We start from the raw sequence: 22,517 nt of genomic DNA on the forward strand, positions 1-22,517 counted from the left end.
GGGGACGGGCATACGCCCGTCCCCGTCCGCTCTAATCAGCCTCTTTGTAAAATTACTTGGAGAGCTTCTTGGTGACCATGGTGCCGGCAGCCGCCAGGGAGGCGATCGCAGCCATGACAGCGACATTGATCATGTCGTTGGCACCGGTGGTCGGGTTGTTCTTGTCGGTGTTCTCTTCCTTGTCGGAGCTGGAGGAGTTGTCGTTGTCGACCTCGGTCACGACGGTGCCATCCTTGATGAGCTCGTTGGTGACGAGGAAGTTGTCCAGCTTGTTGGTGCGGAAGGAGAGGGTGTTCTCATCCGCGTCGAAGGTCGCGTTGATGCGGTAGAGCTTGCCATCCGCATAGCGGTAGGTGTACATCTTGTCGAAGTCGTCGACAATGTCGTCAACGTCGAGAGAGAGCTTACCGGTGCCGGAGAAGGTCGGCTTGGCGCCGAAGGTGAAGAATTTGAAATCCTGATCCGGGAACTTCGAGAGAACTTCCTTGATACCCGCGTTGGAGTGGGTCAGGTTCTTGGTGGACTCATCGCTCACGTTGACGGTGAACTCCCAGCCGTTGCCCGCGAGGGTGACGTTCTTGTAGTCGTTGATCTTCGCGATCTTGTTGAACTGGGAAGCGGTGATGACCGGGTTGCTGTTGTCGATTTCGACAGTGTCGCCCTTGTCGAGGCTGTCGATGTAGTCGCCGCCCATTTCCTCATAGCCGTACTGGAATTTGACTTCCTGGCTGAAGACCGGCAGGGTGGTGGACTTCGGGGTCAGCTTGACGTTGTACTTGATATCGACAGGCTTGGTGGTCATGGTGTCGCGGGACTCAACGTACAGGTAGTACTGGCCCTTGTGCTCCTCGATCTCGAAGCGGCTCATACCCTTGGTGGAAACCTTGGAGTAGCGGAACTTGAAATCCTTGATGTTTTCGTCGGTGATCTTGACAGACTTGCCGCCGACGATCATGGAAACCGGGAACTTGTACTCGGTGCCGGGCTCGAGGATATCGTCGCCCAGGACAACGCCGTCTTCGTCGGCGCCGATCGCAATGCCGGTCGCATCCTTGAAGTCAACGTCGGTCACGACATCGGAAGAAGTCGCATCAGAGGAAGTCTCGGAAGAGGAAGCCTCGGAAGAGGACGCTTCGGAAGAAGAAGCCTCAGAGGAGCTTTCCTCGGTAGAGGACTCGGACGAGGATTCTTCGGAAGACGAAGAGCTCGTGGGATCCTCCAGGGTGGTGATGTCATCAGCCAGAGCGGTCACGCCGATCGACAGAGTCGTAGCGGCTGCAAGCATCATAGCAAGCACTTTTTTCATGGTATTGGGTTCCTCCTGAAAAATAGTTTCGATCCTCCGGCTCAGCACATCCGAGCCGCTTGGAACGAGACTGAGTATATCCGAGAATCAAGCACTTTTCAAGAGGTTTTTGTTACCAAATTGTAATAATTATCGTGCATATTGCACATTAAACCGCATATAATAATTTCATTTTTTGATTTTTTCAGCAATTTCTAGATATTAGTTATGCAAAATGGAAACGCAAATGCAGGATTTCTGTCAATCCCATGCAACCATCGCGCATATCCGCCGCGAAAATGGAGATGCGGCAAAATTTGCCGTGTGCAAACGCGGAAAATCGAATGCGCAATGCCGTTTGGTTCCCGAAAACCGAAAACGCAAATGCCTTTGCCCTCGCGCGGATGAAAAACCGCCGCCGGCCGGAATCGGCCGACGGCGATGCTACAGTCTTTCTTCTATACGCGTACGCGCGCGAATCCTTATCTGCGTTTTCTCGTAAGCGCGAATGCCGTCGCGGAAGCCGCCGCGAGCATGACCGCAACGCCGACGGCGTCGTGGGAGCCGGTCGGCGCGGGCGCGGGTCCCGGCTTGGGCGCGGGGGGAGGGGTCTCCTCCGTCTTCTCGATCGGGGGGGCCTCTTCGATCCCGCCCCAGTCGAGCTCGAGGTCGCGGTCGGAGATCACATAGGTGCCGAGCGAACGCACGCGGATTTTCCATCCGTCGATGCCCGCCTCGGTGTCGTCCTCGTCCGCGTAGGTCATCCGGTCGGTCAGATCCTCGAGGTAGCCGTCGCTGTCGACCAGGTAGATGTGCACGTCGCGCGGGCGCACGTCGCGGTAACGGGAGCCGTACCAGTCGTAGCAGTCGTTCCACGGATTGTAGAGGGTCAGCGTCGCGCGGGAGGTCGAGTCGATCGACGGGCTCCCCACAAAGGTGCGGAAAAAGAGCTCCGCGTTGACCGGGTCGCCGTACTCCTCGTAGATGTCGCGGTCGATCTTGGTGGACAGCTTCGCGTAAAATTTGCGCGAATCGTCGTCCGCCTCAAATTCGAGGCAGGCCACGTCGTCGTCCGCGCCCCAGGAAATCGTGTTGCGTTCGTTGGAGATCGGGTTGAAGACGACGTTCTGTCCCGCTTCGATGTCGGCGTAGTCGCCGTCCTCCACGGGGTTGTCCACCCACAGCTCAAACCGCGTGTTCGCGATGTCGCCGCTCTCCCAGCGGTCGCCGTCGTCCGCGTGGCGCGCCTTGAAATAGACGTCGAAGGTGACCTTGCGCTCCTCCGTCCTGGTCGTTTCCTTGAGCTTGATCTCAATATAATTTTTCCGGCCGCTGCCGTCGAGGTTCTTGGTCACCAGCTTGACGGAATCGAGCAGGCTGCCGTTTTTGTCGCGGTCAAGGCGGAAATTGAACTCGCCGCTGTCGGCCAGCTCGTCCGCCGAAACCGTCCCCGCGCCACCGTGAAATTCGGTGCCGTCGCCGATTTCGATGTAGATTTTTTTGCCCGCGGGCACAAAGTCGGCCGACACCTTGTCGCCAAAGGCGAAATTGTAGTCGCCCACGACCGAATCGCCGTCCGCGTCATAGGCCTCCCCGGTGAGATGGGTATCCGTCGTGATGCTGTACGCCAGCGCGCACACGCCCGCAAAGCTCCCCGCGAGCACCGCCGCCATCAGCACTGCCAACATCTTTTTCATCGTCCAGTCCTCCCTCGCTGTCACGGATTCCGGGGCCTGTTTTTCTGTCGCCCCTCCGTGCCACCAGTGTACCACACGATAACCGTCTTTGCAAGATTTCGTGCAGAAGAACGGGAAAGCGAACCGCCCGGCACAAAGCCGGGCGTCCGTTTTGCGCTTTCTGAAGAAAGCGCCCAAAGACTTTGATCAGGCGAGCCGCCGCCCGCCCCGCATCCGCGGCCCGTGAGACAGGGTTATGGAGAGGCCGGTGTGAAACACGGGCGGCGTGTGCGGAAAGCCGCCGCGCCCCGCCTGCACCAAATGTTTTAAAGGATTCCAAAGGGAACTTTTAAAAAAGTTCCCTTTGGTCACAGTTCCATCATCGTCCGCGCACCCTTGCGGAAGGCGGCTTTATAACAATGCCAAGCAAAATGATTGTAAAGCCGATCCCGATGGTCAAGAGTGTCAAGGAACAAGCTCATCTGTTGATCGTCGAGAGAGTTGCGTAAACTTTTTTCCGCATCGCAGGGTTCCAGAAGCAATTCAAGCAGATATCGTTTTCTCTCCGAATACTCTTTTTTCAAAATCGAAGCCATTCCTACGCCTCCTTTCCCTTTGTCATACACAGTTTCCGTGTATGCGTCAATACACAGATTCTGTGTACATATAATAAAGGCAGGGGTGATGCGATGCGGTTGAGATTATACGATATCCGCGATGAACACCATAAGCTGCAAAAAGAGCTTGCGGAGTATCTGCATTGTACACAGCAAACTTATTCGCGGTATGAGATCGGCGAGGTTGAGCCGCCCCTGTCCGTAATGGAAGCGCTTGCCTCCTATTATAGGACAAGCGTGGATTATTTGATGGGCCTTACAGACAGGCGCACCCCATATCCCCGCAACAAATAAAGGAAGGCATGACGGCACGTCATCCCTTCCTTTTTATTTTTTGCTTCTCTTCCGGCACGGGCGGCGCATCCGGCAACCTGCCGCGTTCCGCCTGCATCAAAAGCTTTGAGGGGGTTCCTGGGGGAACTTTCTCGAAAGTTCCCCCAGGCCGGTGTTCGGGATGGCCTTCCGGTTCGCGTTCACGCTGATCTCGGGCGCTTCGGGCGGCGGGTCGGGGACCACCGAAACGTCCAGCGCCACGTCGGAGATGATATAACAGCCGAGGGTCCGGGTGCGGGTGCGCCAGCCGTTGATCTCGTTGCCGTCCTCGTCATAGTCGAGATAGGTGAAGATGCCGGTGATGTCGCTGAGGGTTCCGTCCGCCTCCAACTGGTAGATATGGCACCCGGCGGGGTCGGGCTGGTAGTCCTCGTCCTCCCACGGGTTATAGAGGATCAGCGTGGCGCGGGAGGTGGAGTCGGCCGCGAGCGCGCCGGTGAAGTCTCGGAAATAGAGGTCCGCGTCGGCCGGGTCGCCGTAAAGCCCGTAAATATCGGGATCGATCCGGGTGGAGAGCTTCGCGTAAAACTTGTCCGCGTCATTGCTCGCGGAAAAGCTCACCGAGGCGATCCCCTCCCACTCGGCGGTATTTTTGTCGTTCGAGACAGGGCGGTAAACGACCCCCTCCCCCGCTTCCAAATCGGCGTCGCCTCCCGACGCCTCCTCGCTCGCGATCCACAGGGTGAGGCGCAGCAGCGCATAGTCGCCCGTGCCGTAGCGGTCTCCGTCCTTGCGCGCGGAAAAGGTGAGGTCGGCCACCGCCTTCTGCTCCTCGACCGCCTCGCTCTCCGCGATCTCGATCCGCAGCCAGGAGCTGCGCGGGCCGTCCCCCAGCGATTTCTCGCCGTACTGTTTGATCTTCAGCAGGCTGCCGCCCGGGCCGCTCTTGTCCGCCTTGAGGCGGAACAGCCCGCTGTCCGCGAGCTCGTCGGCCGTCGCGGCCGCGCCCATCGCCTCCGCGGAAACGTCCCACAGCGCGGTCGTATCCGCCGAGCCGCTTTCGCCCAGGCAGAGGTAGACCGTCTGGCCGGGGGCCACTTCGAAGGTGTAATTGCCCGCGTCGCAGCTGGCGGGCCCGCTCGACGCGACCGCGGCCCCACCTCCGTCGACAAGCTCCGCCTCGCCGCCGCGATTGAGTTGTACCGCGACCGAACCGTTGCCGGACGACGCGGCGCCGGCGGACGCGGTCCCGGCGGCCAGCGCAGCCAGCAGGGCCAGCAGCAGGCAGAGCAGACGTTTCATGTTGGGCTTCCTTTCCGAAAAATGCTTTTTCAGGCTTCTTTTCCTTATTATATCCCGGACGGGTGGAAAAAGTCAACGGATTTTGTAACCAAATTGTAATCTTTTTCGCGGAATCTGTAACCAATCCGTAACTTTACTTCCATTTTCTAGGATATATTTTCCTGATTTATGAACTTCATGTAAACAAAAACAGGATGCGGCCGAATGGCCGCATCCTGTCCGATCCGCCTTGTTCGTCAGGAGAGCTTGATGTCGAGATAGGATTTTACGAGCGAGACGCACTTGTCCCAGCCGAGCACCGCGCTGTTGATGCACAGATCGTAATTGTCGGCGTTCTTCCAGTCGTTCCCGGTGAAGCAGCGGTAATAATCGCTGCGGCCCTTGTCGGTGCGCTGGATGAAGCGCCGCGCCTCCTCCGCGTCAAAATCGGGGTGGAGCTCGATCGTCTTTTCGATGCAGTAGTCGATCGGCGCATGCACATAGATGCGCAGGACATTGTCCAGGTCGCGCAGGATGAAGTCCGCGCAGCGCCCGACGATGACGCAGCTCTCCTTCTGCGCGAGGTCGCGGATGACCTTGGCCTGATAGTTCAGGAGGTTCTGCACGGAGGTGAAATCGGGACTCTCCGGCGGGAGCACCTCCCCGGTATAGAGCGGCTTCCCGGGCTTGATCAGCGGTTTCTTTTTGATCTTCTCATCCACCTGCGCAAAGAGCTCGGCGCTGATGCCGCTTTCGACCGACGCGCGGACGAGCAGCTCCTTGTCATGGTAGCCGATGCCCAGCTCCCTGGCGAGCATCCTGCCGATCGTCTTGCCTCCACTGCCGTACTGCCTGGCGATCGTGATGACGTAGTTTTTCAACTTCTCCCTCCGTCCCTCACAAAATTTGGTCGGTTTCCCCGCCTATAGTATAGTCGATTCGCCCGCCGAAATCAAGACGGACCCCCGGCCTCAGAAGTACCGCGCCGCCACCTCTCCGCCGAACCAGAGCGCGGTTTCAATCCGCGCGTTCTCCGCGCTGTCGCTCGCGTGGATGAGGTTCTGGCAGCTGCGGTTTTCACGGTTGCACTTCTCGTAGGAGTCGCACCCCAAATCGCCCCGGATGGTGCCTTTGTCCGCGTTGGCGGGGTTGGTCGCGCCGACAATCCTGCGGATGTCGGCCACGAGGTCGGGGCTTTCGCCGCGCACGACCATCGGCAGCACGTATTTGTCGTTGAAATAGTCGAGCATCTTGCGTTTGAAGTCGGGCCCCAGCTCGGCAAAGACCTGCGCATAGTGCTTGGAGAGCAGCTCCTCGCCCGCCTTGGTGCAGCCGAGCCGCTCGATTTCCACCCCGCCGCGCCGCAGGTAGTCCATAATCTCCTCCACAAGCCCGCGCTCCAGCGCGTCGGGCTTGAGCATGATAAAACTGTAATGCATCTGTCCGGCACTCCTTACTATCGTTATTTTTTTAACGCATATAGCATAGCACCTTTTCCCCCGTTTGGCAACTCCCGGACGCAAAAAAACCGCGCGGCGCCATAGGGCGCCGCGCGGCAGAGAAACGATTTGATTACTCGACAGTCGCGTACATGAAGTAGAAGTAGCCGAGCGGGGAATGCCAGAAGCCCTTGACCTTCGGGTTGAGCAGGTAGAACTCGCTGTAGAACGCGACCGGGATCGCGCCCGCCTCGTCCATGATGATCTGCTCCGCCTGGTGCATCGAATCGAACCGGACGTTCGCGTCACCGGTGGTGCGGGCGGTCTCCATCAGTTTGTCATACTCGGGATTGCTGTATTTGCCGTCGTTGTTGCCGTTGGTGGTGGTGAACAGGTCGAGCATGCTCGACGGATCGTTGTAGTCGAAGACCCAGCCGTTGCGGGCGATATCGTAGTTGCCCTGGCGGCGGTCCGCAGTGACGACCGCCCAGTCGGCGACCTGAACGTTCAGCTTGACGCCCAGCTCGGCCCACATCTGCTGGAGCGCCTCGGCGACCGGCTTGTGATAGCCCTGCTGGTTGGTGAAGTACTCGATCTCGCGCAGGCCCTCGCCGTTCGGATAACCGGCCTCCACCATGAGCTGCTTGGCCTTTTCAAGGTTGCCCTCATAGTCGTTCGGGTCGATGAAGAGCGGGCTGTTGTCGATGAAGGGGGTCTTGCCGTCCGCGTCGAGCAGGCCGGGGCCGACAAACGCGGTCGCCGGGGTGTAGGTGCCCTGCATGACGGTGTTGGCGATATAGTTGCGGTCGATCGCGAGGCTCAGCGCCTGGCGGAGCTTCGCGTTGTCAAACGGCTCGCGCTTGGTGTTGAGGCTGATATAGTAGGTGCCCATGAGGTCGTCGAGGTGGAAGTCCTCGGTCTCGCGCAGGGCGGGGATCTCCTGGGAGGGCAGGTCCTTGGCGCAGACGATCTCGCCGCTCTGGTAGGCGGTGAGCACCGCGTTCGGGTCCTCGATGAGCAGGAACTTGATCGTGTCGCTGCCGAGCGCGTCATAGTTCCAGTAGTTCTCGTTCTTCGCGTACTTGATGTACTCGCCGGGGGTCCATTCGATCATCTTGTACGGGCCGTTGCTAATATAGCTGGAGACCTGGGTGGCCCACGCCTCGCCGTTGGCTTCGACCATATCCTTGCGGACGGGAACGTAGGTCGGGAAGGCGAGCAGCTGGGTGAAATAGCCGCAGGGAGCGGCCAGCGTGACGGTGAGGGTCTTGTCGTCGACCGCCTTGACCTGCAGCGCGTCGAAATCGCCGGCGGCGGCAGCGTCGTAGCCCGCGATGACGTTGAAGAACTCACCGTAGGGGGCGGCGGTGTCGGGGGAGACGGCGCGTTTCCACGACCACTCGAAGTCGGCCGCGGTCAGCGGCTGGCCGTCGCTCCATTTGAGGCCGTCGCGCAGGTGGAAGGTCCAGTTGAGGCCGTCGTCGGAGACCTCGTAGGTCTCGGCCTGTCCGGGGACGACCGAGCCGCCCTGGTCGAGCGTCATAAGGCCCTCGAACGCGTGGATGATCAGGCTCGCGCCGTCAACCGCGCTGTTGAGCGCCGGGTCGATCGTCTCGGGGTCGGGTCCGATGCAGACCGCCAGCTCGCTGCCGGCAGGCTGGTTGTCCGTCGACGGGGTGGTGGCATCCGTTCCGGACGGATTCTCCGTCTTGGGTCCGCAGCCGCTGAACGCCAGTGAGAAAATCATCACGACTGCCAAGGCTAGTGCCAGTTTCTTCATGCTTTTTTTCCTCCTCTTCATTTTGCATACCGTGGGCATGCGTACGGAGCCCTCAAGCCGGCGGCGCTGCGGCCGCCCGCGCGGTCTTCCGCGGCGTCCTTCCCGGACGCGCGGCGGTAACAAAAGGAATGATCGCTCGTAAAACGAGCGATCAAAAACAGCGGATATCCGCTGTTTTTGTCCAGGATTCTGTTTCCGCCGGGAGTGCGCGCGGCCCTTCGGCCGGCATGAGATCGCCTTTTATTATACACGCATCCGGCCGGTCATGCAAGGCATGTCTCCGGTTTGTAACCTATTTTTGCCGTTTTTTCCTCTATTTTACCTGCTCCAGGTTGTGGCAGGCCGCGTAATGGCCGGGGGAAACCTCGCGGAAGGCGGGCTCCTCCTGCGCGCACCGTTCGGTCGCGTAGGGGCAGCGGGTGCGGAACCGGCAGCCGCTGGGCGGGTTCACCGGGCTGGGCACGTCCCCCTCGAGCACGATGCGCTGGCGGGTGCGGCTCAGCCTGGGGTCGGCGACCGGGATCGCCGAGATGAGCGAGCGGGTATAGGGGTGCACGCTGTGGAAGGTCAGCTCGCTGCTGTCCGCCAGCTCGACCAGCTTGCCCAGGTACATGACGCCGATGCGGTTGGAGATGTGCTTGACGACCGACAGGTCGTGCGCGATAAACAGGTAGGTCAGCCCCATCTGCTCCTGGAGCTCCTCGAACATGTTGACGACCTGCGCCTGGATCGAAACGTCGAGCGCGGAAATCGGCTCGTCGCAGACGATGAACTCGGGGTCGACCGCGAGCGCGCGGGCGATGCCGACGCGCTGCCGCTGCCCGCCCGAAAACTCATGCGGATAGCGGTTGGCGTGCTCCGAGTTGAGCCCGACCCGCCGCAGCATCTCGATGATCCGGTCGTGCCGCTCCTGCTTGCTTTTGCAGAGCTTGTGGATGTCGATCGCCTCGCCGATGATGTCCCCGACCGTCATACGCGGGTCAAGGCTCGCGTAGGGATCCTGGAAGACGATCTGCATCCTGCGCCGGTAGGGCATCATGTTCACAGCCGTCTTCGGCCCGCAGACCGCCCTGCCGGCGGCGTCCTTTTTGGGCTCGCCGTTTTCATCCGTCAGCGGAACGTCGCCGCTGTCAAAGATCGGCTTTCCGTCGTAGACGATGCGCCCGCTCGTCGGCTCATAGAGCCGCAGCAGGGTGCGCCCGGTGGTCGTCTTGCCGCAGCCCGACTCGCCCACCAGGCCGAGCGTCTCCCCCTTTTCGATGTAGAAGGAGACGTCGTCGACCGCCTTGACCACGCGGTTTTCAAAGAGCTTGCCGCCCGCGACGGGGAAATACTGCTTCAAATGCTCCACCTGGATCAGCTTGCTCATTGTTTCTCCCCTCCCGCCGCTTTTTCAAACTCCCGCTTCTGGATCAGCCAGCAGGCGCTGTAATGGGTGTCGCTCAGGTCGGTGTAGGGGGGCATCTCCCGCAGGCAGATCTTCATGCAGGCGCCGCAGCGGGGCGCGAAGGGGCAGCCCTTCGGCGGGTTGAGCATGTCCACCGGCGTGCCCTCGATGGGCACCAGCTTTTCGTGCGTCTCGCTGGTCAGCTTGGGGATGCTGCGCAGAAGCCCCTTGGTATACTCATGGCTCGTCTCGTAGAAGATCTCGTCCACCGTGCCGTACTCGACGATCTTCCCGGCGTACATGACGGCGATCTTCTCGCACATGCTCGAAACGATGCCCAAATCGTGCGTAATCATGATGATGCTCATGCCGAGCTTCTCCCGCAGCTCGATCATGAGCTCGAGGATCTGCGCCTGGATGGTCACGTCGAGCGCGGTGGTCGGCTCGTCGGCGATGAGCAGCTTGGGCTCGCAGGCGAGCGCGATCGCGATCATGACGCGCTGGCGCATGCCGCCCGAAAGCTCGTGCGGGTACTGCTTGAGGCGCTTTTCCGGCTCGTTGATGCCCACCAGCGTCAGCAGCTCCGTGGCGCGCGCACGCGCCTCGGCCTTGCTCTTTTTGGTGTGCAGGCGGATGACCTCGCAGATCTGGTTGCCGATCGTATAGACCGGGTTGAGGCTCGTCATCGGGTCCTGGAAGATGATCGACACCTCGTTGCCGCGGATCCTGCGCATCTCCTTTTCCGACATCTGGTCGATGCGGTGGCCGTTGAACTCGATCGAGCCGCCGATGAGGCGTCCCGGATGCGCGGTCAGCCCCATCACCGAATAGGAGGTGACCGACTTGCCCGAGCCCGATTCGCCCACGATGCCCAGCACGTCCCCCTCCTTCATCGAGAAGGAGACGCCGCCCAGGGCCTTGACCTCGCCCGCGGGGGTGAAGAAGGAGAGGCGTTCATCTTTGATATCCAACAGGTTTCCCATAAAAATCCTCTCCTTTCTATTCTTTCATCTTGGGGTCGAAGGCGTCCCGCAGGCCGTCCCCGAGGAGGTTGAAGCTGAGGATGATGATGCTGATGAGCAGCGCCGGCGCGAGCAGCCGGTAGGGGTAGGACTGCAGGCCGTTGAGCGCGTCGTTGGCGAGCGAGCCGAGCGACGGCATCGGCACCGCGACGCCGATGCCGAGGAAGCTCAGAAAGCTCTCGGTAAAGATCGCTGACGGGATCTGAAGGGTGGTGGTGACGATGAGGGTGCCGATGCAGTTGGTGAGCAGATGCTTGCGGATGATGCGGCCGCTGCTCGCGCCGAGCGCGCGGGCGGCGGTGACGTATTCCTGCTCCTTGAGCTGCAAAATCTGGCTGCGCACGATGCGCGCCATGCCGACCCAGTAGAGCAGCGCGAAGACGATGAAGATGCTCGTCAGGTTGACGCCCACCGCCGCGATCCAGCCGAAGCCCGGCTGCTCGGCGAGGTTTTGCAGCGGATATTTCAGCGTGACCGCCAGCAGGATGATGATCAGGATGTCCGGCACCGTGTAGATGATGTCGACGATGCGCATCATGATGATGTCCACCCATCCGCCGAAGAAGCCGGCGACCGACCCGTAGATCGAGCCGATCAGCAGGATGAGGCCGGAGGCGATGAGGCCGACCAGCAGGGAGATGCGGCTGCCCATCATCACGCGCACGGCGAAGTCGCGCCCGAGGTGGTCGGTGCCGAGGATGTGCGGGAAGACGCTCTCCCCTGCGGCGATCTGCTCGAGCTCGCCGTCCGAATACTGCATGGGCGCGAGGTTTTCCGCGCCGCGGATCTGGTGCTCATAGCTGTAGGGATAGAAGCTCGGGACGATAAAGGAGAAGATCATGACGATCAGGATGACCACGAAGCTGACGATCGCCACCCGGTTTTTGAGCAGGCGCTGGAAGCCGTCCTTCCAGAACCCGACGCTCGCCCGCATCGTGACCAGGCTCTCCTTCTCCGCCTCGTCGGCCGGGAGGAAGTCGTCCACGTTCAGCTGGAAGGTGGGGAATTTCTTATTCTGTTCCGACATCAATCTTCCCCCCTCACTTCAGCTTGATCCGCGGATCGATCAGTTTATAGGCGATGTCGACGATCACGTTCATCGAGACGATGAGCACGGCCAGGAAGATGGTCGTCCCCATGATCAGCGGGTAGTCGCGCCCCGTGATCGAGCCGACGAACTCGCTGCCCAGCCCGGGGATGGTGAAGATCTTCTCCACCACGAAGCTGCCCGTCAGCGTATAGGCGAGCAGCGGGCCGAGGTAGGTGACCACCGGGAGGACCGCGTTGCGCAGCGCGTGCTTGAAGATGCACTTGAACTGCCCGAGGCCCTTGGCGCGCGCGGTGCGCATATAGTCCTGCCCGAGCACGTCGAGCATCGACGAGCGCATGAGCCGCGCGATATACGCCGTCGGGTAGAAGGCGAGCGCCGTCACCGGCATGATATAGTGGAGCACGCTGTTGAGCCCCACCGTCGGCAGCCATCCGAGCTTGAGTCCGAACAGCATGAGCAGCAGGGTGCAGATGACGAAGCTGGGCACCGCGATGCCGCAGGTGGCGATGAAAATGACCACGTTGTCCGCCCATTTGCCGCGGTTGAACGCCGCGATGCTTCCCAGCGGGATGCCCACGCAGACGGCCGTCAGGATCGAAAGCCCGCCCAGGCGCGCCGACACGGGAAATTTGGTGGCGATGATCTGCGCCACCGTGCGCCCGCGCTGCTTGACGCTGAGTCCGAGGTCGCCCTTGACCAGGCCGAGCATATAGTTCTTATACTGGACCGAGAGGGGCTTGTCCAGCCCGTACTTCTCCTCCATCGCGGCCTGCGCCTGCGGGCTGACCGCCTTTTCCGCCAGGAACGGCCCGCCGGGCACCAGATTCATCAGGAAAAAGGTAATGGTCGATACCAGATAGATGGTCAGCACCGCCATCGCCACCCTCTTCAGGATGTATTTTCCCACAGTATCACTTCCTTCATTTGTTTGCGTCGAAATCCGGGCCGTTTCGACGGCCCAGCCCCGCCGCCGCGGGGCCGCAAGAGTGCGGCTCCGCCTGTTTCTGGAGCAAAAACAGGCGTTTCCAGCCAAAAAACACCGGCCTGTCGCACTTCGTCGCCATAAATATTAATTTTACCGATTTTCGCGGATTTTGTCAACGGCGCACAGCCGGATATTCCCTTTTTCTGCCGAGAAATGTTTGCCTGTATCCGAAATGAGACCCGCGCGGAGGCCCGCGCCGGCCAATCCCGGAATCGGCGGCGCGAAAGAGCCCCGGTTTCCTTTCCGGAAACCGGGGCTCTTTTCGTTCAGCCCTGCCTTCGCAGATGCGCGCCCGTCATCAGACCCTTTTCATACCGGTCGATCTTCTCGTCGAGCCGGTCGAGCGACCGCTGCATTTCGGCCATCCGGGCCGCGAGCTGGCAGCGCTGCTCCTTGAGCAGCTCCTTGCGGGCGTCGATCGTCCCGTCCCCCTGCTGGAAGAGGTTCACATACTCGATCAGCGCCTCGATCTGGACCCCCGCCGCCCGCATGCACTTCATCAGCTCGACCCAGCCGCAGGACGCCTCGTCGTAATCCCGGATGCCGCTTTTGCTGCGGGGCACCGGCGGGACCAGCCCGATGCGCTCGTAGTAGCGCAGGGTGTCGGCGCTGATCTCATATTTCCTGCTGACCTCCGCAATCGTCATGGCCGTTCCCCTCCCATCATTTCCCGAACATGTCGGCCGCCTGCTTCATATTTTCGACGGCGGGGACCCCGAACGGGCAGCGCTTTTCACACGCCCCGCACGCGACGCACACCCCCGCCTTATGGGAGAGCGCGGCGTAATGCTCCCGCACCGTCTCGGGCACGCCGCCCTGCGCCTTCGCGAGGTTGAGGAATTTGGTCACCGTCGCCACGTCGATCCCCTTCGGGCAGGGCGCGCAGTGTCCGCAGTACATGCAGTGGCCCTCCCAGCGGATCCGCGGGAAGGAGGCGAACGCCGCGGCGTAGTCCCGCTCCCCGTCGGAGGCGGTCTCGTAGGCGAGGGAGGCGCGCAGGTCGTCCAGGCTGCGCGCGCCGACCATGACCGAGGCCACCGCCGGGCGCGTGGCGGCGTAGTGCAGGCACTGGACGGGGGTGAGCGCCTTGCCCGCCGGGGAGAGCTCCCCGCTGAGCAGGTCGCCGCCGCCGAACGCCTTCATGACGGTGATCCCCACCCCCATGCGCTGGCAGGTCTCGTAGAGCCGCTCCCGCGTGGGGTCCATGTTGGTGAGGCCGCCGCTGTAATTGTCCGGAGCCCACAGCTGTTCCACGTCCTCGTTCGGCGGCTGAAGGTCGTAACAGGGGTTGACGCTGAACATCAGCACCTCGACCAGCCCGCTCTCCACCGCCGCGAGCGCGGCCTCGGGGTTGTGGCTGCTGACGCCGATGTGCCGGATTCTGCCCGCACGACGGAGCTCCCGCGCGTAGGCCATCACCGGCCCCTCCGCGATCTCCCGCCACAGCGCGGGGGAATCGACATAGTGGATCATGCCGACATCCACGTAATCCGTGCCGAGGTTGGCGAGCATCGTTTCAAACGCGGCGCGGACCTCATCGATCCTGCGGGTCGCGCGGTACTGCCCGTCCTCCCAGACGGCGCACAGGTGCGCCTGGAGGACGAACGCCCCCCGGCGGTCCCGGATCGCCCTGCCCGTCCGGCGCTGGACGTCGGGGTTGGGGGTGTAGAGGTCCATGCAGTTGACCCCGTTTTCAAAGGCCAGCTGGAAGAGCTCTTCGGCAAAGGCGTCGTCCCGGAGGACGAAGCCCTCGCAGCCCAGTCCGATCTCGCTGACCCGCAGGCCGGTTTTTCCAAGTTCACGGTAGTTCATCGCTGTTCCCCATTTCTCCTATCGTTTGTGAGCCCATTGTAACACTTGGAGCGCACTCCAAGTCAACCCCCAATTTTGCGTATTTCCGCCAAATCGATCCGTTCACAATTTGTTTACTTGACCTGGAGCGCACTCCATGGTGTAGGGTTTAAACGAACCGGATCCCCTGTGCAAAAAACGGGGCCCGGAGCGCGCGCCGCGCGGCGCTCCATGCCTTCCGGGCATTTTACACCATCAAAAATAAGCATTTGCTATTCTTTGCGCGGGAAATTATACTTTTTCCAGAAGGCCGGACCCAAAAGGAGGTATCCCGATGAACCTGAAAAAACGACTGACGGCGGCAGCCGGCGTCTTCCTCTCCCTCTGCGTGGCCACGGGGTGCGGCGCCGGGGCGGCCGGCGCGGCCGCTTCCGGGTCCCCGCCCTCCAGCGCCGCGGCGGAACCCGCCGCCCCCGAACCGGCGCCCGCCCCCGAACCGGAGCCTGACAACAGCTGGACGCTCGACGCGCCGGAAAATCACGGGATGGACCCCGCCGTGCTTACGCGGCTGCACGAGGCGCTGGCGGGCTCGTCGGTCTACGCCATGGTCACGGCGAAAGACGGGGTTCTCATCGACGAGTATTACGGCGAGGGGTACGACGAAACGAGCGTGTTCCCGCTGCACTCCTGCTCCAAATCCTTCACCGGCGCGCTCGTCGGCATCGCCATCGACGAGGGGCTGTTCGGCGGGGTGGACGATCCGCTGTCCGACTACCTCCCGCAGGCGGCGGAGCCGGAGGACGCCCGCAAGCGTCAGATCACCCTGCGCCACCTGCTGACCCACACCTCCGGGCTGGAGTGGTATGAGTGGGGCGGCGGCCAGAGCAACTGGGCGGAGTTCCAGTCGGCCCCCGACTGGGTGGCCTATATCCTCGGGCGGCGGCTCACGGCCGAGCCGGGCGCGGCCTTCAACTACAGCACCGGAAACACCCACCTGCTCTCCGCGGCCCTTCAGCAGGCCGCCGGCAAAAGCCTGCTGGAATACGGGCGGGAGAAGCTCTTTGAGCCACTCGGGATGGACAGCGTCGTCTGGCGGGCCGACCCGCAGGGCGTCACCGACGGCGGCAACGGCATCTCCATGACCGCCCGGGACGCGGCCCGGTTCGGGCAGCTCTACCTCGAGGGCGGCGTCTGGAACGGCCGCCGCCTCATCCCCGCGGACTGGCTCGCCCAGTCCACGGCCGCGCAGAACAACGGCGCGGGGGACGGCACCGGCGGCTACGGCTACCAATGGTGGGTGCGTTCCTTTGGCGAAGGGGGCTACGACACCTACTACGCCTTCGGCGCATGGGGGCAGTACGTCTTCGTGGTGCCCGAGCTCGACCTGGTGACGGTCATCGCCAGCCACTACCCGCAGAACAGCTACGCGCCGCGCCCCTTCTTTACCGACTACGTCCTCGCGGCGTACGACGGGCGGCGGCCTGAATAAAAAACAACGAAACCGGCAATGAGGAAGGAAAGAGGGAACCGGACATGATCTACAAAGACTTTCAGGATTTGAAGCTCTCCGCGCTCGGGCTGGGCGCCATGCGCCTGCCCGTCGTCGACGGGGACGACGCGCGGATCGACGAGGCCGCGGCGGAAAAAATGGTCGATTACGCGATCAAGCGGGGAATCAACTATTTCGACACCGCGTGGGGCTATCACAGCGGGCGGTCCGAGCTCGTCATGGGGAAGCTGCTTTCCCGCTACCCGCGGGACCGCTTTTTCCTCGCGGACAAATTCCCCGGCTACGACCTCTCCAATATGGACAGGGTGGAGGAGATCTTCGAGGAGCAGCTGAAAAAATGCCGGGTGGATCGCTTCGATTTCTACCTCTTCCACAACGTCTGCGAGATGAATATCGACGCCTATCTGGATGAGCGGCACGGCATCTTCGACTATCTGGTCAGGCAGAAGGAGGCCGGGCGCATCCGGCACCTGGGCTTCTCCGCCCATGGGAGTTACGGGGTGATCGAGCGGTTCCTCAAGGCCTACGGCGACCGGATGGAGTTCTGCCAAATCCAGCTCAACTACCTCGACTGGACCTTCCAGGACGCGAAGGCGAAGATCGCCCTGCTCGACGGATACGGCATCCCCGTCTGGGTGATGGAGCCCCTGCGCGGCGGGCGGCTCGCCTCCCTCTCCCCGGAAGACGCCGCGAAGCTGAAGACGCTTCGCCCGGGGGAGGGCGTCCCGGCCTGGGCGTTCCGGTTTTTACAGTCGCTCCCGAGCGTCACGGTCGTGCTCTCCGGCATGTCCAGCTTCGCGCAGCTCGAGGAAAACCTCGGCACCTTCGAGGCGGAAAAGCCCCTCGACGCCCGCGAGACGGAGACCCTGCTCGCGGTCGCGGACGGCATGGTCCGGAAGATCGCGCTGCCCTGCACCGCCTGCCGCTACTGCACCTCCCACTGCCCGCAGGGGCTGGATATCCCCTCGCTGCTGGCGCTCTACAACGAGCACTGCTTCACGGAGGGCGGGTTCCTCGCGCCGATGGCCCTGTCCGCGCTGCCCGAGGACAAACGCCCGCCCGCCTGCCTCGGCTGCCGCAGCTGCGAGGCGGTCTGCCCCCAGCAGATCAGGATTTCAGAGGCCATGGCGGATTTCACGGCGAAGCTGAACGCGTGACCGTCCGCGCCCCCGCGTCCAGGCGGGACGATTCTCCGGTGCTGGCGGCGGCCCTCCGGGGTCGGCCGCGGATCGGATCTTCTGACGGAAAACAGGGGGCGCCTCAACGAGGCGTCCCCTGTTTTCCGTTGTCATTTCGGGCGGCGGCCGGCCTGCACGCCCGCGGAAAAATCCGCCAGGATCCGGTCCAGCGGGTCCCCCCGCACCATCTGCGCCGCCGCGCCGTTCAGGAGCTTCAGCAGGTTGAAGGGAATCCGTGAATCGGTGTCGCTGTATATCCGGTCCTCCCCGATCAGCGCGAGCTGCTCGGCAAACAGGGGGTCGCCGCTCTGCGCGCCCTGAAGCGGGCTCAGGCTGTTCTGTTCCGCCGCGTAGCTCTCGATGTGCTCCGGCTGCATCAGGAAATCCAGAAACCGCAGTGCCTCCTCCCGGTGCGGGCCCTCGTTGTTGACCCCCACGAGGACCGACGCGCGCACGCAGGTCAGCGGGCCCTCGTCCCCGACCGGAAGGCCGGCGTACCGGTATTGAAAGCCGGGCTCCCCGGCCAGAAAGGCGGACAGGCTCCAGCTCGGCGCCACGGCGAAGGCCACCCCGCCGCCCGCGAACTGTTCCCCGAGCACCTTGCGGTAGGACCGCGCGTCCGTCTCGCCGGACATCTGCTCCCGGTCGATCAGGCCGTTTTCCACCAGGGCGTACACGTCGCGGATTCCCCCGGCGTAGACCTCCTCCGCGGTCAGCCCTTCCGACACGGTCCGCGCGCCCTCGATAAAGGGCGCGGCCGAGCGCCCCGACATCAAAAAGGAGATGCTCGCGGCGTTGCCCTGATAGTTGACCATCGGCGTGTAGCCATGGTCGCGGACGATCTCCATGTCCCGCACCCACTCGTCAAAGGTGCGGGGCATCTCCCCGATCCCGCAGGCGCGCAGCACGTCCATATTGCCGAGCATCCCCACGACGCTCAGGCACATGGGCACCGCCGAAATTTTTCCGTCCACCGTGATAAGCTGTTGGATGATCGGGTTGTATCGCTGTACAAATTTCTCCCCCGAAAGGTCGGCGATCAGCGTGCCGTACCAGCCCCTGGTTTCGTAAGTGGTCAGCGCCTGGTCGCTGATCATGAACAGGTCGTCGGCGTACCCGTTCTCGAGACGGTTGGTCAGGATGTCGACGAAATTGTCCCCCAGCCCCTCGTAGACGATCACCACATCTTCATTTTGCTCCATGTAGCGGTTGAGGATGCCGTCGATCTCCTCCACCTTGTCCGCGCCCACCTTGAAGCCCAGAAAGCGCAGGTTGACCGTTTCCCCGGCCCCGTCCACCACCTGGACCCCCTTCTCCCGGCACCCTGCCGGGAGAAGGGCGAGCAGGACGGCCATGAGGGCGCAGACGGCTCTACGGCGCAGCTTCATCGCGTTTCTCCCCCTTCACCGCCCGCTCGATGGTCTGGAGCAGGTTCTGGATATCGATCGGCTTGGCGATATGGCCGTCCATACCGGTCTCCAGCGCGTGGGAAACGTCCTCGGAAAAGGCGTCCGCGGTCATGGCGAGGATCGGCAGGGAGGAATCGGCCCGCCCGAGCGACCGGATCGCGCGCGCCGCGTCATAGCCGTTCATGCGCGGCATCTGGATGTCCATGAGCACCAGATCGTACCGGCCCTCCCCGCCCGAAACGAACCGGTCCACGGCTTCCTCCCCGTCCGCCGCCCGGTCCACCTCGGCGCCAAAGTGGCTCAAAAGCTCCACCGCGATCTCCGCGTTCAGTTCGTTGTCCTCCGCCAGCAGGATGCGAAGGCCGTCGAGCGGGCGGTCCTCCGTACGGTCCGCGGCGGGATTGGTTCCGCCGCCCAGCGCCGCCGCGACCTTCGACGCAAGCAGGGGCTTGCCGAGGCAGCCCGTTCCCTCCGTCGTCCCGGCGGACGGCAGGCTGAACCCGCTCAGGCAGAGGACGGCGCCGCACCGGCGCGCGGCTTTTTCCGGTCTGCTTCCGAGCCGGTCGTCCACGATCACAAGATCCGGTCCCGAGCCGTCCGGCATTTCCAGCGTCTCCGGTACGGACCCTGCGCAGGATACCCGGTATCCCGCCGCCGAAAGCGTGAGCCGCGCGGCCTCCAGCGTCTCGGGGTCGGCGTCGGCCACCAGGACGGCCTTGCCCGCCGGCTGCCCGCCGTCCCCGTCCGGCAGCGCCGCGGGCAGGGAAAGCCGTACGCGGAAGGCGCTGCCCCGCCCGAGGGCGCTCTCCACCGTGATCTCCCCGCCCATCAGGCGGACCAGCTGCGCGCTGATCGCCATGCCGAGCCCCGTGCCCCGGCTGAGGGAATTTTTCTCCTGCGTGAACGGCTCGAACACCATCGCCTGGTACTCGGGGCTCATGCCGACGCCGTTGTCCTCCACCTCGATCCGCACCAGCATGTTGTCCGCGCGCTGCGGATCCCGCCCGCCAAAGAGCCGCAGGCGGATGCGGCCCCCCTCGGGCGTGTATTTCACCGCGTTGGACAGGATGTTGACGAGGATCTGGCTCAGACGCATCCCGTCCCCGACCAGGCATTCCGGGCCGTCCCAGAAGGCGCAGGCGTCGAACGCGTGCCCGCGACCGCGCATCAGCGGCAGGACGAGATCGACCGCCTCCTCGACCACCGCGCCGATCGGGAAGGGGGCGTGTTCGAGCGTCATCTTGCTGCTCTCGATCTTCGACATGTCCAGCACGTCGTTGATGATCCCGAGCAGGTATTTGGACGAGACGCCGATCTTGTCGAGGCAGGCGGCGATCCGGTCCCGGTCGCCGGTGTTCAGCTTCATGATCTCGGTCATGCCGACGATGGCGTTCATCGGCGTGCGGATTTCATGGGACATGTTGGAGAGGAAGCTGCTCTTGGCCTCGCTGGCGAGCTTTGCCGCCTCCACCTCCGAACGCAGCTTCCACCGGCGGCGGCTCATCCAGAGCAGGAGCGCCGCGCCCAGCAGCACCGTGACGCCCAGCAGGACGATGGCCGCGATGGCGATCATGCCGTTTTCCTGCAGCGCGTCCGACGGGATGATCGAAACGATGAACCAGTCGGCCCGCTCTTCGAGCGGGACAAAGCAGAAATAACAGTTCTCGTCGCGGAAATCCAGCTGCACCGTGCAGGCCTCGCCCCGGGCCAAGACGGCGCGGATCTCTGCGATTACCGCCGGGTCGTTGCTGCGGTAGGCCTCGAGCATGGTGAACAGTCCGGAGTAGAGCCCCTGCCCGAATTTGTTGTGGGGCAGCATGATGAAGGTCCCCTCGCCGCCGGAGATCATATAGCAGTAGCCCTGCTGGCTGTGGAACTCCATGAAGTCGTCCATGTACAGGTCGTCGAGCACGCACTCGGCGTAAAACCGGCAGGGGACGCCCGCCACCGTGCCGGAGACGGCGACCGCGGTCTGCCAGCGGCCGCTCTTTCCGAGGTACCCCGCGGAAAACGCGCCGTCCTCCGGGCAGAGCTCCTCCAGCCGCGCGGCGTCCCCGGCGGTCAGGCCGTAGTCCTCCGTCAGCGGCGCGCCCTCCTCCGTCACGACGTGGAGGCGGAAGATCGGGTGGCCGTCCAGCTGGCGGGAGGCCATCTCCCCCACCTCGCCGGGGCCCGCGCCGCTCGAGGCGACGCTCCGTGAAAAGGCGGCCAGCGACGAACGGATATCCTCCAGCCGCAGCTCCATCACCTCGGCGGATTTCAGCGTCATCTCCCACGCGAGGGTCTTGCTCTCGTTCACGATGCGCGTATAGAGGTGGAAGGTGAACGCGCCGACCCCCAGCAGGATGAGGAGCAAAATCAGGGCCGCCCCGGCAATCGACCGCCCGCCGCCGGGTTCCCGGCCGGATCCTTTCTTCATCTCGCGTCCCTCCTGACCGTGGGGCCCGGACGGGCCCCGTGTGTGATGCTTTTCCCCGCGGCGCGGGATCACTGCCGCGCCGCGAAAGCGCGGAACCGTTCCGCCTCGTTTTCCAGAAAGCCCTGCCAGCCGGCGGCGATGCGCTCGAAATCCCGCGCGCGCAAATCCGCCTGCGCCTGTGCGATCGTCCCGGAAAACGCATTGTCAAGCCGGTTTTCCCCGAGCCGCCTCAGCGTGGCCGGATAGCCGCAGGCCAGCAGCTCGTTGAGCTTGCGGTAGCACTGGCGCACCGCCGCGGACGGGCAGGCGTCGGTGATGAAGGCGAGGTATGCCTCAAAGACAAGGTAGCTCTTTTTTTCCTCCCGGATCCGCGCGAACCGTTCCGCCAGCCGGTCCAGCGTCTCCCCGGACGCCGCCTCCAGCGTAAAGAGGGACACCTTCCGGACGGTCAGCGCCAGAAACTCCAGGCTCTCCGCGTAGAGCCCCAGCGCCTCGCGGACCTCCGGTTTGGAAAAGTCGATCCGCCGGGGGTCCATGAGGACCCGCGTCCCCTTCCCCTGGAAGGACGCGGCGACGCCGAGCCCGGCCAGCAGGTCCAGCGTGCGCCGGACCGTGGAGACCGCGACGCCGAACCGCTCCGCCATCCGCGGGAGGGAGGGGAGAAAGCTCCCGACCGGGTAGCGTTCCTCCAGGATCTCCCGGATGATGCGGGAGGCGATCGAATAGCGCAGCTGGGGACGCTGCCGGTAGATGTTCCACTCGAACGGGACCGGGCGGACGTCCTCCAGCGCGTACTCCGCGCGCGCCGTTTCGAGGAAGGCGAACAGCTCGTCGATGTCCTGCTTCCAGCCGGCCAGACAGGCGCGCTTCGCACGGTCAGCGTCCCCGCCGGCCCTCAGCTCCCGCAGGCAGTCCTCCGCCGCGCCGTGGGCGTCCAGCAGGGGAAAGCACAGGTACCGGATCATCTCCCAGCAGAGGTTCATGACCAGATGGTTGCCCAGCGAGGAGAGGACGGTCAGGGAAAACCCCGCCGCGGCCGGCGGCGCCCCCGTCCTCTCCCGGTTCCAGGTCCGGAGCCCCGCCTCCCAGAGCGGGTCGTACAGGAGCCCGCCGGTCCGGACGATATCGAGGATCCCCTCCCGGCGCGGCACGAAATACCGCGCGGCGTTTTCCCGGAACCGGGCGGATCCCGCCCGGTAGACCACCCGGGCGGCCTTTTTCGCCTCCACCCGGATGAGGCCGTCCGCCTCCAGCCGGGCCAGCGCGCTGCGGACGGTCGGGACAGCCACATGGAACTCGGAAGCGATCCGCGGGATCGCGGGCAGGGAATCCCCGAAGGCGCAGCGGCCGAAGCAGATTCTGGCCGCATAATAATCATATATCAGCTTATACCGTTCGTATGTCCCTTCCACGG

General features: G+C 63.2%; 19 protein-coding genes. 3 read left to right on the plus strand and 16 right to left on the minus strand.

All coding sequences use genetic code 11. The features are described from left to right. Positions 1 to 52: 52 nt before the first annotated feature. From C1A13_RS11870 to C1A13_RS11880, 3 genes are all read right to left on the minus strand, one after another. Positions 53 to 1,306 (minus strand): hypothetical protein, encoded by a 1,254-nt coding sequence (locus C1A13_RS11870; protein ID WP_101552264.1) that lies wholly within the window; start codon positions 1,304 to 1,306, stop codon positions 53 to 55. Positions 1,307 to 1,767: 461 nt separating this feature from the next. Continuing rightward, positions 1,768 to 2,982: a hypothetical protein gene (locus C1A13_RS11875; protein ID WP_101552267.1), complete on the minus strand. Its 1,215-nt coding sequence runs from the start codon at positions 2,980 to 2,982 to the stop codon at positions 1,768 to 1,770. A 347-nt stretch (positions 2,983 to 3,329) separates the two neighbouring features. Further along, positions 3,330 to 3,557, minus strand: a complete 228-nt coding sequence (locus tag C1A13_RS11880; protein WP_101552269.1) for a DUF6809 family protein — start codon at positions 3,555 to 3,557, stop codon at positions 3,330 to 3,332. A gap of 93 nt (positions 3,558 to 3,650) precedes the next feature. Between C1A13_RS11880 and C1A13_RS11885 the strand changes: the two genes are divergently transcribed. Continuing rightward, positions 3,651 to 3,872, plus strand: a complete 222-nt coding sequence (locus C1A13_RS11885) for a helix-turn-helix domain-containing protein (RefSeq protein ID WP_101552271.1) — start codon at positions 3,651 to 3,653, stop codon at positions 3,870 to 3,872. Between the two features lie 96 nt (positions 3,873 to 3,968). On the opposite strand, the gene C1A13_RS11890 is transcribed toward C1A13_RS11885, so the two are convergent. The 10 genes from C1A13_RS11890 to C1A13_RS11935 form a co-directional block, all read right to left on the minus strand. Then, positions 3,969 to 5,153 carry a hypothetical protein gene (locus C1A13_RS11890; RefSeq protein WP_101552273.1) on the minus strand — a complete coding sequence of 395 codons (1,185 nt, stop codon included), beginning with the start codon at positions 5,151 to 5,153 and terminating at the stop codon, positions 3,969 to 3,971. A 236-nt stretch (positions 5,154 to 5,389) separates the two neighbouring features. Continuing rightward, the gene (locus tag C1A13_RS11895; protein ID WP_101552275.1) at positions 5,390 to 6,013 is read right to left on the minus strand and encodes an AAA family ATPase; all 624 of its coding nucleotides are present in this window, start codon (positions 6,011 to 6,013) and stop codon (positions 5,390 to 5,392) included. 90 nt (positions 6,014 to 6,103) lie between these two features. Further along, positions 6,104 to 6,571, minus strand: a complete 468-nt coding sequence (locus C1A13_RS11900; protein ID WP_101552276.1) for a nucleoside-diphosphate kinase — start codon at positions 6,569 to 6,571, stop codon at positions 6,104 to 6,106. Between the two features lie 133 nt (positions 6,572 to 6,704). Next, on the minus strand, positions 6,705 to 8,351 hold the full coding sequence (locus C1A13_RS11905) for a peptide ABC transporter substrate-binding protein (protein WP_101552278.1): 1,647 nt from the start codon (positions 8,349 to 8,351) through the stop codon (positions 6,705 to 6,707). Positions 8,352 to 8,664: 313 nt separating this feature from the next. Next, the gene (locus C1A13_RS11910; protein ID WP_101552281.1) at positions 8,665 to 9,720 is read right to left on the minus strand and encodes an ABC transporter ATP-binding protein; all 1,056 of its coding nucleotides are present in this window, start codon (positions 9,718 to 9,720) and stop codon (positions 8,665 to 8,667) included. Continuing rightward, complete coding sequence (locus C1A13_RS11915; protein ID WP_101552283.1) at positions 9,717 to 10,721, minus strand: ABC transporter ATP-binding protein; 1,005 nt, start codon at positions 10,719 to 10,721, stop codon at positions 9,717 to 9,719. The genes C1A13_RS11910 and C1A13_RS11915 overlap by 4 nt, the downstream gene beginning before the upstream one ends. 16 nt (positions 10,722 to 10,737) lie before the next feature. After that, positions 10,738 to 11,787, minus strand: coding sequence for an ABC transporter permease (locus C1A13_RS11920; RefSeq protein WP_101552285.1), 1,050 nt, complete (start codon positions 11,785 to 11,787; stop codon positions 10,738 to 10,740). A 13-nt stretch (positions 11,788 to 11,800) separates the two neighbouring features. Further along, complete coding sequence (locus C1A13_RS11925) at positions 11,801 to 12,718, minus strand: ABC transporter permease (protein WP_101552288.1); 918 nt, start codon at positions 12,716 to 12,718, stop codon at positions 11,801 to 11,803. A 344-nt stretch (positions 12,719 to 13,062) separates the two neighbouring features. Beyond that, positions 13,063 to 13,443, minus strand: a complete 381-nt coding sequence (locus C1A13_RS11930; protein WP_101552290.1) for a MerR family transcriptional regulator — start codon at positions 13,441 to 13,443, stop codon at positions 13,063 to 13,065. 16 nt (positions 13,444 to 13,459) lie between these two features. After that, the gene (locus C1A13_RS11935) at positions 13,460 to 14,608 is read right to left on the minus strand and encodes an aldo/keto reductase (protein ID WP_101552292.1); all 1,149 of its coding nucleotides are present in this window, start codon (positions 14,606 to 14,608) and stop codon (positions 13,460 to 13,462) included. 313 nt (positions 14,609 to 14,921) lie between these two features. On the opposite strand from C1A13_RS11935, the gene C1A13_RS11940 reads away from it, so the two are divergent. Both C1A13_RS11940 and C1A13_RS11945 read left to right on the plus strand, forming a co-directional pair. Then, entirely contained in the window at positions 14,922 to 16,076 is a 1,155-nt protein-coding gene (locus C1A13_RS11940) for a serine hydrolase domain-containing protein (RefSeq protein WP_101552294.1), read from the plus strand. Between the two features lie 44 nt (positions 16,077 to 16,120). After that, positions 16,121 to 17,254 carry an aldo/keto reductase gene (locus C1A13_RS11945; RefSeq protein WP_101552296.1) on the plus strand — a complete coding sequence of 378 codons (1,134 nt, stop codon included), beginning with the start codon at positions 16,121 to 16,123 and terminating at the stop codon, positions 17,252 to 17,254. A 131-nt stretch (positions 17,255 to 17,385) separates the two neighbouring features. Here C1A13_RS11945 and C1A13_RS11950 read toward each other — a convergent pair whose 3' ends face one another. From C1A13_RS11950 to C1A13_RS11960, 3 genes are all read right to left on the minus strand, one after another. After that, on the minus strand, positions 17,386 to 18,663 hold the full coding sequence (locus tag C1A13_RS11950) for an ABC transporter substrate-binding protein (protein ID WP_101552298.1): 1,278 nt from the start codon (positions 18,661 to 18,663) through the stop codon (positions 17,386 to 17,388). Then, complete coding sequence (locus C1A13_RS11955) at positions 18,647 to 21,103, minus strand: hybrid sensor histidine kinase/response regulator (RefSeq protein WP_101552300.1); 2,457 nt, start codon at positions 21,101 to 21,103, stop codon at positions 18,647 to 18,649. The genes C1A13_RS11950 and C1A13_RS11955 overlap by 17 nt, the downstream gene beginning before the upstream one ends. 68 nt (positions 21,104 to 21,171) lie before the next feature. Then, positions 21,172 to 22,515 carry a GntR family transcriptional regulator gene (locus C1A13_RS11960; RefSeq protein WP_101552302.1) on the minus strand — a complete coding sequence of 448 codons (1,344 nt, stop codon included), beginning with the start codon at positions 22,513 to 22,515 and terminating at the stop codon, positions 21,172 to 21,174. Between the last annotated feature and the right edge of the window lie 2 nt (positions 22,516 to 22,517).

Origin of the sequence: Anaerotruncus massiliensis (ex Togo et al. 2026) (genome assembly GCF_900199635.1) — a bacterium.
GTDB classification, from domain to species: domain Bacteria; phylum Bacillota; class Clostridia; order Oscillospirales; family Ruminococcaceae; genus Anaerotruncus; species Anaerotruncus massiliensis.